The sequence below is a fragment of the Aneurinibacillus aneurinilyticus ATCC 12856 genome (assembly GCF_000466385.1).
Classification (GTDB): domain Bacteria; phylum Bacillota; class Bacilli; order Aneurinibacillales; family Aneurinibacillaceae; genus Aneurinibacillus; species Aneurinibacillus aneurinilyticus.
Window position 1 is genome coordinate 1 of the sequence record NZ_KE952665.1, and the last position, 11282, is coordinate 11282.

An 11282-nucleotide genomic window follows, 5' to 3' on the forward strand; every position below is an offset into this window, starting at 1 on the left:
TCTTCCACCTTATGGATAATCAACAGGCGTGGTGTAAAATATCTACTTTGCTAAAATATATCTTTTTTGCCAGGGGAAAAAGAGGTAAAATGAAGTAGGGAAATGGAATGATACGGGAGGGGAATACAAGAATGGAAGTGGCCTCACCAAATTGGTTTTCTGATAGTATTATCCTGTCGATGGCGGAGAAAAACCCAAAGCTAAGACAGAAGCTGGGTCAGGAGATGTTGGGCGGGCAATCCGTTGCATTTGCGGACATGCTGGCGGCAGCGGTTAAGGATGAGGCGGTGTCTTTGGCAATTGATCCGAATCGGCAGCAATCAACATCAGATTGGCTGATGGGACTGATGGCAGCATCCTCGCGTGTAGCGGCAGACGTTGGTCAAACGATAGAGGGCTCTCAAAAAATGTCGTCCTCGTCGCTTCCGGCCGCGTTTACGGCACGCAAAATCGCTACGCCAGTAAACCCATATGCACAGGCTGTATCGCCTATGACGTCAGGACGAGCTGGCATTGACGGCGCAGTTGCCCGTGCTGCTGAGCGATATGGAGTACCAGAGAAATTGCTGCGCGCTGTTATTCATCAGGAGAGCGGTTTTAATCCGATGGTTCGTTCCAGTGCCGGAGCTATGGGACTTATGCAATTAATGCCCGGTACGGCTGCGTCGCTTGGAGTGAAGAATCCATTCGATATCGAAGAGAATGTTGACGGTGGTACACGATATTTGAAGTCGCTTCTGGACCGCTATAATGGCAATGTCGAGCTATCACTGGCCGCCTATAATGCAGGCCCAGGCAATGTGAAAAAATATGGCGGTATTCCACCATTCAAAGAAACGCAGAACTATGTGCGTAAAATTACTGCCATGCTTGTGTGAAACATAGGCTCCTTACCGTTCTGTTTCAGAATCGGAAGGGGCCTTTTCCGTTTCCGCAATTTTTAGCCGTTCCGCCAGGGACGGGCTGAACACGGGGATTAGGTAATAGCCGAGTGTAACGACTGCAGCTATGCCAACAATTAGCGCCGCCATATTCATTGTATTCATGAGTACTTCCTCCAGGTACAAGATAGGTATAGTATGTCCAAAACTCGGAAAAGCAATGAACGTTACCTATGTTAAAACAGATTCATATACAGAAGGTGGGAGAGAATGAGCCGAAATCTTGCTTATTTCAACGATCGTTTTATCGGACTTGATGAACCTGTGCTGTCGATTGAAGAGAGAGGTCTTCAGTTTGGAGATGGCATATCCATCGGCTCCGGTGTCCCTGGCCCTTATTTCCAAAGGCTGTTGACCTGATATAAAGAAGATATTATCAAAGCGGCGGATGTATGGAGCAATTCCAGAAAGCAGGTATGATACGCAAAAAACGGAGTGAACAATGGTTCTACTCCGTTTTTTTCCTATAAAGAAGCGAGGTGTTCAGTTGTTTCGTCGTCCGGTGTGTTGACCATATGATGTGCCACCTGGATTAGACGTTCGTACATATACTGGCGTGCTGGACCTTCCATTCCGATTTCATCCATTGCTTCTTTCATTAATGCAAGCCAACGTTCCGCACGCTTTGGCGTAACTTGAAACTTCATATGACGCGCCCGCATCATTGGATGGCCGTATGCATTGCTGTACAGCGCTTCTCCACCCAAGAACTGAGTTAAAAACATGAACTGCTTTTGTTCGGTCAGCGCCAAATCTTCAGGGAAAATCGGACTGAGTAATGGGTCTTTTGCTACGCGTGAATAAAATGCGGCCACCAGTTTACGGAGCGTTTTCTCGCCTCCTATGGCCTCGTATGGGATTTGTGACATCATTGCTCGTACATTCCTCCAAAAGGTGTGCTTTTTTCAATATATAAGAAAGCAATATGACTTTCTTCCGAATCGTATCACTTGAAAAATGCTGCGAGTTTTTCTTATTATACATGATTTTATCCTTCTTGACAGGAGGATATAGTGGAAGACATTTTATTCAAGGGCAAAAAAGTATCCCTGGCATATCGCACAGGGATAAAAATAGAGGAGTGGTTACAACACCTTTATTATCCCACGTTTTTCCTGTGAAGTTTGTCAAACGATTGGTGCTTTTTTATAAAGTGTGCTTCTATTTTTGTCGAATGTGACAAAAATGTGAATAAAATCAAGCGGGATTAATTTATTGTGGTACATTTAAGACATACATACCCGTTAAAATAAGAGGAGAGTATATTCATGGAAAAACAAGCATTCGTCAATACCCTTATGACATTGCCTGATTCGGCTGCCCGATTGTTGTTTGCGCTGCTTGATAAAAGTAACATTCTTGAACTGTTATCAGGCAAGCTAAGCTTAACGTTAGAGAGGGAGGCGGCTCGCGCTAGTGGCTGGTCCAGAAATGAATTGTTGCTTAAGCTGCTGATTCGTTTAAATCAAACCGCCCACAACGAAAAAATGATGTACATAACGAAAGAGGATTTGATTGAGAATACAGGATTGATTATCAGTCACGCTATTACCATACTTACGAAAATAGAGAAAGAATTTCAGGGAGAGACATTGCTGGATTTGCTTGTGTACGAAGGCGACAAAATTGAGAATATACGCATAGCAGATGAAGAGCATAAACAATCGCTTCGGCCTGAGGCGCAAAGTCTTGCTTCATATATGCAGCGGTTGTTTGAACCTTCCGGTAAAACGCTGTCTGCTTTTTCCGCGCAACGCTTGCGTGAAAGAATGCTGCCGTTCGTTATTTATGCGATGTTTTTGTGGAACGAAGAAGTAGCAGAACAAGAGGTTGAGGGGCGTATTCGAAGCTTCCTGAAATATTGGCAGGAGAAAAAAGGAATATATGATCATTTGCAGGTGAAGATGAAGGAACATACATATGCCATTGAGTTAGAGGAACGATTGCTGGAGCAAAAGACAGGGAATATGAAAGTGCTGCAGCGGCAGCTTGATCAGATGGCTGATGAAAAGGAGAATATTAAAACAGCAATTATCCACCGTCTGCCGCATGATATATACAAGTTTGATGGTATTTTTGAGGGCAAGGCTAAAACAGTGCTTAACCGGATTGCTGAACTTCAGGAGCGTCGGACGGAAGCAGAGGAAGCCGAAGAAGGAGAAGAGGGGTTGCTGCGAAGCTTATGGAACCGGATTGATACGAGTATTAGCGATGCTCAGGCTGAGCGGGAAACTAGACGACTTACCGCTAAACTGGTCGACGAAATGGTAGCTATGAAGAAGAACATTATCCATCTGCCTGTCTATTATATGGACCGGATTAAGCAAATTCATGACTGTGATAGTAAAATTCAAGAGATCCGCCGCTGGCGCTATCAACTGGAGCAGGAAGTGGAGAAGCACAAGGAGAAAATCCAGCATCATAAAGTACATCGAGCCACATTGGACCAACAGATGAAACAGTGGGAAAAAGAATTGTTTTTCTAGCCCGATCCGAAGCGATGAACGCTTCGGATTTTTTATGACATAAAACAGGGTAGGACAAGAATAACATGTACGGAAGGGAAAAGAGCGGAGGGGGTTGCATTGAAAAAGAAGCTCGGTAAAAAATTGCTGCTATATACGCTCGTTCTTGCGGTGTTGTATCTTGGATTTATTAAATATCAGCAACATAGCGCCGACAATTATCTTGAGGAGTTTCGTGCATTGCACGGTGAAGAGACAATTGAACAGCTGGCGACACTGTATAAAGATATTGTGGAGTATCAGGCCACCTACAAGTTAACGCCGCAGGTAAGTGCTCAACTGGTTCAGAATTTGCTTGCAACAGGAAAAAAGCTGAAAGATATTGATCAGAAACTCAAGCAAAAGTACCCGCGACAACATGTCGATTTTTCATATTTGTACCAGGATTTGTTTCTTGTAGTTAAACAAATACAGGACAAATCCAATGATGCGAAATTGGCTGTTATGGTCGTGCATGCCGTGGAGGGACTGGGTAATATAAAAGTTCAAATATACAGATGGCATAAATAAAAATCCCGGCGGAATGTCCGCTGGGATTTTTATTTACATAAATAGCGTAAGGATCTTATATATTATACTGGCGAGCACTGCTGAAATCGGCAATGTAATGACCCATGTAACCACAATCCGGCGTGCCACGCCCCATTTTACCCCTTTTACACGCTTGGCAGCTCCTACCCCCATGATAGAAGAAGATACAACATGTGTTGTACTTACAGGAAGATGGATAAGTGTAGCTCCAAAAATAATGAGCGAAGAGGATAAATCCGCAGCCGCACCGTTCACCGGTTGTAGCTTCATGATTTTGCCCCCGACTGTTTTGATGATTTTCCAGCCGCCAACTGATGTACCAATACCCATCGCAAGCGCAGCGCTAATACGTACCCATGTAGGAATATCAGTAGATGTTTGGAAGCCGCCAGCGATTAAAGCCAGTGTAATAATACCCATTGCTTTTTGTGCATCGTTCGTTCCGTGTGAATACGACTGGAGAGCAGCCGTGAAAATTTGAAATGTTCGAAAGCCACGGTTTGTCCTAGTAAGGTTAAAATTTTTAAAGATCATGGCAAACAATGACATCATAATAAAACCGAGAGCCAGCGCAATAAACGGTGAGATAATTAAAGATTCAATAATTTTAATGAAGCCGGTATAGTTAAGTGAGTCAAAACCAGCCGCCATAATTGCTGCGCCTGCAATTGAACCAATGAGCGCGTGTGAAGAGCTACTGGGAATTCCGTACCACCAGGTAATCAAGTTCCAGGCAATCGCAGAAATTAGGGCGGCGAGCACGACAATTGAGCCGTTTTCGATCGCAAACGGATCCACGATGCCATTTGTTATCGTTTTGGCAACTCCGGTGAATGTAATCGCACCGATGAAATTCATTGTAGCCGCCATGACAATGGCTACCCGCGGCGATAGCGCACGCGTGGATACCGATGTCGCAATTGCGTTGGCCGTGTCATGAAAACCGTTAATAAAATCGAACGCCAGCGCGAGAAATACAATCGCTATAATAAGCATCAAAGTTGTATCCATAAAAAAAGAGCCTCTCCTTACGCGTTACGCATGATGATCGTTTCGAGGGTATCGGCTACATCCTCACAGCTGTCCGAAATGCTTTCGAAGATTTCGTACAGCTCTTTATATTGAATAATTTTAATTGGATCTTTTTCGTTCTTGAAAAGTTCCTTAATGCAAATCCGTAATAAGTCGTCGCATAATGATTCCAAATCGTTAATCTTGATGGCATGAGGTCGAATATCCATCAGTTTCTTTTTATTGAGTAGCTTAGCGGATTTTGCTACTTCTTCTGTGCTTTTGAGGATATGTTCGGTGAATTGAATCATATAGTCGTCCGCTTTAGTAATATTGTACATTTCGAAACGGGAAGCGCATTGTTCCATTCCGTCAAGAATATCATCCATCGCATTCGCCAGTTCCAGAATATCTTCACGTTCAAGAGGGGTAATGAACGTTTTATTCAGTGCCACGATGATTTCGTGAATGTACCGATCGCCTTTTGTTTCGTATTCTTTCATCTTTGTGGAAAATTCTTTTAAATCCGCTTCGTTTTTAATTTTAAAGTCAACGAAATACTGAGCGGCTTCTTTTACGTTTTCCGCGATGGTGGAAAGCATCTCCAGGAATACGTCTCGTTTTGCCGAGAAAATCATGCAACAATACCTCCAAAAGTTTCAAAAGTTTTTTCATACAAACTTTATTTTAGCAAATCATGTCGAACATTGAAATCTTAATTAAATTTTTACTGAAAGACAATGGTGCACTTATAAAATTTACACAAACTTTACAAACTATCCGTCATTCCTTTATTACCATATAATGAACAATACCCGGCTCAGCGGGAAATGACGCGAATGGTTTGTTTTTTGCACAGGCCTGCTTCATACTATTTTCATACGAAAGCGAAAAAACATGCATAAGGGAGATAAAATATGAAATCCATTGGTTTTATCGGTGCGGGCAGGCTGGGAACGGCGTTTGGACTTTATCTTATGCGCCGAGAGATACAGGTAGCTGGATATTATAGCCGCACATACGCCCACGCAAAAGATGCAGCTGATTTGCTGGGAGGAGAGGTTCAGGCATTCTGTACCCTAGAGGAGCTGCTGGAACGTAGTGATTGGGTAGCGATTGCAGCAAATGACGGTGCCATTGCACAAATTGCCGAGACCATTGCCGGGAGCGAAGCACATATAAAAGGAAAGGTAGTGTTTCATATGAGCGGAGCTGCTACATCTGCCCTGTTGGCACCGCTTGCGAACAAGGGAGCGCTGGTAGCTTCCTTACATCCGCTTCAATCTTTTGCGGATGGTATATCGGGTGCCCGGGCGATGGAAGAAGCTGTATTCGGCGTAGAAGGAGACAACGAAGCAGTAGTGTGTTTAAGCAAGTGGGTGAAGAACCTAGGTCATACATATTTTGTGTTGGATGCAGAATACAAACCGCTCTATCATGCCGCTGCGAGCGTTGCATCCAATAGCTTGGCAGGGGTTATCGGCTACGCGGTTGAATTGATGATGAAGACCGGCATGGATGAGGAGAAATCCTTGAGCGCGCTTTCTCCACTCATTAAGACGACTGTATGCAATGTATTAGATAAAGGGGCGGCACGCGCACTAACCGGCCCGGTGGTACGAGGAGATGTTGGGACTGTTGCTATGCATCTACAGGCACTGGATAAAATGAACCCGGAGCTTGTATCCTTCTATAAGGAACTGGGAAAGCTTACGCTTGCAACAGCTAAACGCGAACAATTACGGGACGGGAACGTTATTTGTCAGCTTAACAAATTACTTGAATAATTCGTTTTCCGGTTTTGCTGTACGAGAGCCGGGTGGCGTGTTGCCGAGCTCGCTTTCTGTACCTACAGCTAAAAGAGGATTTATACAGCGTTTTAATCGTTAATAAAGTGAATATGAGTAAAAATGAATGGAAGGGGGCAGCAGCCCTCTTTTTTTTGAGGATGAATCGATTATACTGAAGCGAAAGGATGAGGCTGATCGGGGGGATTAGGAGGAACGTCGAAGCCACGTAAACATTGTTTGTGATCATCTAGTGTACAGAATTGGCAGGAGGCAGGCTTCACATAACGCCGCATTCGGATTGCCAGTGCGTTCAAGAGCATGGTAAGCTCCATCCGTTCGGTTTCTTCCAGAACGAATTTCACGCCATATTCATGGAATTCATCTCTTCCCTCCACTTTTCTGACAATGTGTCCGTGAAAGCTAAGGTTACGGTCCAAAATGCGCGTTTGAAATTCCAATACAATATAAGGATTTACCGGAATTTTGAGGTTGGTTAAAAAACGCAAGCCGCCGGGACCGATGTCAAGAATGCATGTTTTTGTACGCTTTGTATCGACTTGATTGCCTTTGATTCGAACGATAGTCATCTCAGCGCATAGAGGTTTGTGAAACGTTTGCCTAAAATGCTGTCGTTTATCTTGTTCCATAGTATATTTCCTTCCCTTTTTGTGGAATCTTTTCTTTAATTTTATACATCTTAAGGCGCAATATATATCATACTTTTGGATTATTATATTTTTTGTTTTTTTATGAATTGCCCTGTCCCGATTTTTACTAAAGTGCCGGAATTATAAAGTAGAAAGGCATAACGTGCTGGAGGCGAGGAGGTGAACGTTATGGCGGTAACAGGAACGGTATCTAGCGTACAAATGGTGCTTTTGTTTCAGGATGGCGTAGATGCGAAAGGTAATATGAAGCTGGAAAAAAAAGTATACAAAAATGTAGCAGCGACGGCCAAGTCTGAAGATGTGTATGAGGCTGCCAAAGCTTTATCCGATTTGCAAATGAAGTCTCTTGCAGGCGTACAGCATTTGATTGTAAATGATTTGGCAGCACAAGAGTAGATAAAAAAGGGGGACAGATAAGCATGAAAACATTGGAGATGACATTTGTGACGAGCGATGGTGGTACCATGCGTATTGCGGTTTCGAATCCGAAATCTCCTGTTGATCCGGCTCAGGTGATTGCCTTCATGGATCTTGTGATTGCCAGGCAAATTTTTACTACAATGACAGGAAAGGTTATAGGTAAGAAATCGGCGCGTATAGTCGACCAGACAGCGACTCTTGTTTCTGTTACGTAAGGGGAAAAGGTTACATGAGTGAGTGGATAGCTTTTATCTCGAATGTAGGGTTTCCGGTTGCCATTACACTGTACTTACTTGTTCGGATCGAAGCGAAGCTTGAACAGTTGACGACATCTATTGCCCAGCTTGCGCAATCTATCCATTCCGTAAAGGAATGAGTTAAAAGGGCGGTTTCACTTTAAAAGAGTGAAACCGTTTTTGTTTTTGTACGTATATTTAAGCAAGAACATATAAATTTTGTATAAACGTTACGATTTTCATAACGATTTAGCGCAGGTGGAAATGATATAATGAAAATAAAGCGTTTTCATGAAGGGAGTATTGTTTACATGAAAGAAGCAACGGATGCGGCAGCTCATCCGAAATTATATGAGATTCGATTGCTCATTTGTGTGGCACAAGCAGACGGGTATTTGGATGATGAAGAGATGGAGCGGATTTTTCATCAAGTTAACCTTGATATTTTCACGGTACGGGAGCGTCAGGTGTTCCATGACGATTTAGAGAATGCGAAGGATCCGGAAGTTCTGGCCCGGGAAGTGAGTCCATATTTAAGCGTTCCAGAAAAAATGGTGCTTCTTCGTAAAATGTTTAAGCTTGCAGCCCTTGATAAAGATATAGCGAAGGAAGAGATTTCGGTTATTTATACAATTGGGCATGCGCTTGACATTGCAAGAAGCAAGATAGAACAAGTTGAATCCTGGGTAATGGAAGGTATTTCTTGGCTTAGACGCTGGGATAGCATCGCGGGGAGCGAAAGCCCCGTAAAAGACAAAAATATTACGTACTAAACCTTTTGTACGGCAGGAAAACGCATACATTCGTAGAATTGATACTGCAAGAGAGCATTACGCTTGCGTATTGCAAAGAAGTGGGAGGCGAATGTATGAGTAATGAAGTAGCGACAAAGACTCACGTATTATTCGAAAAAGAAGGGCATCTGGCATTTGTGACATTGAATCGTCCGGCTGCGCTGAATTGCTTTGATTACGATATGCTAGTACAGTTGGAAAATACGCTCGAACAAATTCGCTTCGACAGGGAGATTCGGGCTGTTATATTCACTGGTGCCGGAGAGAAGTCCTTCAGCACGGGTGCAGATTTGAAAGAAAGGCGAACAATGAGCGAGGCGCAAGTGCGCAGGTTCATTCATAAAATTCGCTCCGTATTCGATATGGTAGAGGAATTGCCGCAGCCAACAATTGCAGCGGTGAACGGCTTCTGTTTCGGTGGCGGATTCGAGATGGCACTAGCCTGCGATTTTCGCTATGCGGCCGATTCGGCAAAGTTTGGTATGACAGAGGTTAGCTGGGCTATTATCCCCGGCGCTGGGGGCACGCAACGCTTGCCTCGCTTAATTGGCAAGGGAAAGGCGAAAGAGCTGATTCTGACTGCACGTAAAATCGATGCTGTCACAGCAGAAAAATTGGGCATTCTAAACGGGGTAACAACACAAGAGCAATTGCTTTCAAAGTGCCGAGAGTTGGCGGAAGAAATTATGCAAAATGGTCCACTTGCTGTCATCCAAGCTAAGTATGCGATTAATTATGGTATGGAAGTCGATATAAAGACCGGCATGAAGATTGAAACAAAAGCGTATGAAGTAATTATTCCGACAAAAGATCGTGTAGAGGCGCTTAACGCTTTTAGTGAAAAACGTAAACCCGAATTTAAAGGAGAATAAATCATAATCTGGAAAATGCGCCAACTTTTATAAAAGTCGGCGCATTTGCTTTGAGAAAAAAGGGCAAGCAGCAATCCTCATGCGTCTTTTATTTAAAATGTTACAAGGCCCATGTTTTTGCGGACTTTGTCCATTGTTGCAGAAGCTATCGCATGTGCGCGTTCGGCACCGTCTTTTAGGATAGTTGTAAGTTCGGGACTATTAATCCAGTTTTTGTATGCTTCCTGGATTGGTGTAAGAGCATCAACTACTACTTCAGCCAAATCCTTTTTGAAATCCCCATATCCTTTTCCTTCATAGCGAGCTACAATTGCATCGATCGACTCCCCAGAGCAAGCGGAGTAAATCGTTAACAAATTGCTAACAGCCGGTTTGTTTTCTTTATCGTAGCGTACAGTGCCTTCTGAATCGGTAACAGCACGTTTAATTTTCTTTACAATTACACCTGGCTCGTCAAGCAGCGCAATATAGCTGCCTGCGTTGGGGCTGCTTTTGCTCATTTTTTTTGTCGGATCGTCGAGCGACATGATGCGTCCTCCGAACTCTTGAATCATAGGCTCAGGAATGACGAATGTTTCCCCATACTTCTTATTGAAGCGAGCCGCCATATCCCGTGTGAATTCAAGATGCTGCTTCTGATCCTCGCCTACTGGAACATGTGTTGCATTGTAGAGTAAAATATCGGCTGCCATTAATGCGGGATATGTCAAAAGACCACCGGTTACGACCTCTTTGCCTTCGGATTTATCTTTGTACTGGGTCATCCGTTCCAGTTCGCCGATATAGCCTGTGCATTGCATTAGCCAACCGAGTTCAGTATGTTCAGGCACTTGCGATTGGATAAACAAAATGGACTTCTTCGGATCAATACCAATACTCAAGTACATGGCGGCTAATTGTAACGTATACTCACGAAGTTCGCTGGCTTCCTTCGGTACAGTTAACGAATGCAGGTTGACGATAGAGTAAATACAATTTCCCTCGTCCTGTAAATCAACAAACCGTTTCATTGCCCCGATGTAGTTTCCTAGCGTAAAGTTACCGCTCGGCTGTACGCCGGAAAAAATTTGTTTCATTCGAAAATACACTCCTTCATATGTAAAATAAAAAAATCCCCCATCCGCAAGGGACGAGGGACCGTGGTGCCACCCTAATTAACCGTAATCGTCGGTTCGCTTATTTCCCGTATAACGGAGGGAAGTCCGCCACTGTCTACTAATATGTACGTTCGACAGGGAGCTCAAAAGTCCATTCAGTCAGGGAGTACGTACCGGGATTCCAGCTTCCCCGGCTCTCTGTAACGTCTCGATCTGCCTACTCTTCTTTGTCATTGCTTTTATTAATTGAATTGGAAATAATAATAATACAAAATAGCCTTAGATTTCAAGTGCTATATAAGTTACACTCAATAGTTTGACATGATCACGTGGTTGGAGGGAGGAAATTCGGAAAAAAGAAGCGGTTGGATACGCCCTGCGCTCCGGCAGAAGAAAG

16 protein-coding genes and 1 other annotated feature are annotated in these 11282 nt (G+C 43.7%); of the genes, 10 read left to right on the forward strand and 6 right to left on the reverse strand.

All coding sequences use genetic code 11. The features are described from left to right. The first annotated feature begins 131 nt into the window (after positions 1-131). Positions 132-878, forward strand: a complete 747-nt coding sequence (locus HMPREF0083_RS26045) for a lytic transglycosylase domain-containing protein (RefSeq protein WP_051354490.1) — start codon at positions 132-134, stop codon at positions 876-878. Between the two features lie 12 nt (positions 879-890). Here HMPREF0083_RS26045 and HMPREF0083_RS27750 read toward each other — a convergent pair whose 3' ends face one another. Continuing rightward, entirely contained in the window at positions 891-1046 is a 156-nt protein-coding gene (locus HMPREF0083_RS27750; RefSeq protein WP_021619015.1) for a hypothetical protein, read from the reverse strand. Between the two features lie 105 nt (positions 1047-1151). Between HMPREF0083_RS27750 and HMPREF0083_RS27755 the strand changes: the two genes are divergently transcribed. After that, complete coding sequence (locus HMPREF0083_RS27755; RefSeq protein WP_021619016.1) at positions 1152-1301, forward strand: hypothetical protein; 150 nt, start codon at positions 1152-1154, stop codon at positions 1299-1301. A gap of 104 nt (positions 1302-1405) precedes the next feature. Here HMPREF0083_RS27755 and HMPREF0083_RS00850 read toward each other — a convergent pair whose 3' ends face one another. Beyond that, positions 1406-1810: a globin domain-containing protein gene (locus HMPREF0083_RS00850; RefSeq protein ID WP_040301052.1), complete on the reverse strand. Its 405-nt coding sequence runs from the start codon at positions 1808-1810 to the stop codon at positions 1406-1408. A 399-nt stretch (positions 1811-2209) separates the two neighbouring features. On the opposite strand from HMPREF0083_RS00850, the gene HMPREF0083_RS00855 reads away from it, so the two are divergent. Continuing rightward, on the forward strand, positions 2210-3427 hold the full coding sequence (locus tag HMPREF0083_RS00855) for a hypothetical protein (protein WP_021619018.1): 1218 nt from the start codon (positions 2210-2212) through the stop codon (positions 3425-3427). 99 nt (positions 3428-3526) lie between these two features. Further along, positions 3527-3976, forward strand: coding sequence for a hypothetical protein (locus tag HMPREF0083_RS00860; RefSeq protein WP_021619019.1), 450 nt, complete (start codon positions 3527-3529; stop codon positions 3974-3976). 33 nt (positions 3977-4009) lie between these two features. Here the strand turns inward: HMPREF0083_RS00860 and HMPREF0083_RS00865 are convergent, their stop codons facing one another. Then, positions 4010-5008 carry an inorganic phosphate transporter gene (locus HMPREF0083_RS00865; RefSeq protein WP_021619020.1) on the reverse strand — a complete coding sequence of 333 codons (999 nt, stop codon included), beginning with the start codon at positions 5006-5008 and terminating at the stop codon, positions 4010-4012. A 17-nt stretch (positions 5009-5025) separates the two neighbouring features. Further along, positions 5026-5646: a DUF47 domain-containing protein gene (locus HMPREF0083_RS00870; protein ID WP_021619021.1), complete on the reverse strand. Its 621-nt coding sequence runs from the start codon at positions 5644-5646 to the stop codon at positions 5026-5028. 279 nt (positions 5647-5925) lie between these two features. On the opposite strand from HMPREF0083_RS00870, the gene HMPREF0083_RS00875 reads away from it, so the two are divergent. Beyond that, the gene (locus HMPREF0083_RS00875) at positions 5926-6795 is read left to right on the forward strand and encodes a Rossmann-like and DUF2520 domain-containing protein (protein ID WP_021619022.1); all 870 of its coding nucleotides are present in this window, start codon (positions 5926-5928) and stop codon (positions 6793-6795) included. A 170-nt stretch (positions 6796-6965) separates the two neighbouring features. Here the strand turns inward: HMPREF0083_RS00875 and HMPREF0083_RS00880 are convergent, their stop codons facing one another. Then, positions 6966-7445 (reverse strand): PilZ domain-containing protein, encoded by a 480-nt coding sequence (locus HMPREF0083_RS00880; RefSeq protein WP_021619024.1) that lies wholly within the window; start codon positions 7443-7445, stop codon positions 6966-6968. Positions 7446-7634: 189 nt separating this feature from the next. On the opposite strand from HMPREF0083_RS00880, the gene HMPREF0083_RS00885 reads away from it, so the two are divergent. The 5 genes from HMPREF0083_RS00885 to HMPREF0083_RS00900 all read left to right on the forward strand — a co-directional run bounded on the left by HMPREF0083_RS00885 (position 7635) and on the right by HMPREF0083_RS00900 (position 9788). Then, positions 7635-7862, forward strand: a complete 228-nt coding sequence (locus tag HMPREF0083_RS00885; RefSeq protein ID WP_021619025.1) for a DUF1659 domain-containing protein — start codon at positions 7635-7637, stop codon at positions 7860-7862. Positions 7863-7885: 23 nt separating this feature from the next. After that, a complete protein-coding gene (locus HMPREF0083_RS00890; RefSeq protein WP_021619026.1) occupies positions 7886-8101 on the forward strand; it encodes a DUF2922 domain-containing protein in 216 nt (71 codons plus the stop codon). A gap of 14 nt (positions 8102-8115) precedes the next feature. After that, positions 8116-8262, forward strand: coding sequence for a YvrJ family protein (locus HMPREF0083_RS26870; RefSeq protein ID WP_021619027.1), 147 nt, complete (start codon positions 8116-8118; stop codon positions 8260-8262). A 171-nt stretch (positions 8263-8433) separates the two neighbouring features. Beyond that, positions 8434-8895 carry a tellurite resistance TerB family protein gene (locus HMPREF0083_RS00895; RefSeq protein WP_167331529.1) on the forward strand — a complete coding sequence of 154 codons (462 nt, stop codon included), beginning with the start codon at positions 8434-8436 and terminating at the stop codon, positions 8893-8895. Between the two features lie 95 nt (positions 8896-8990). Next, entirely contained in the window at positions 8991-9788 is a 798-nt protein-coding gene (locus HMPREF0083_RS00900) for an enoyl-CoA hydratase-related protein (protein WP_040301028.1), read from the forward strand. Between the two features lie 92 nt (positions 9789-9880). On the opposite strand, the gene trpS is transcribed toward HMPREF0083_RS00900, so the two are convergent. Continuing rightward, the gene (trpS, locus tag HMPREF0083_RS00905) at positions 9881-10864 is read right to left on the reverse strand and encodes a tryptophan--tRNA ligase (RefSeq protein ID WP_021619030.1); all 984 of its coding nucleotides are present in this window, start codon (positions 10862-10864) and stop codon (positions 9881-9883) included. A gap of 46 nt (positions 10865-10910) precedes the next feature. Then, positions 10911-11128 (reverse strand) — a binding site (T-box leader). Between the last annotated feature and the right edge of the window lie 154 nt (positions 11129-11282).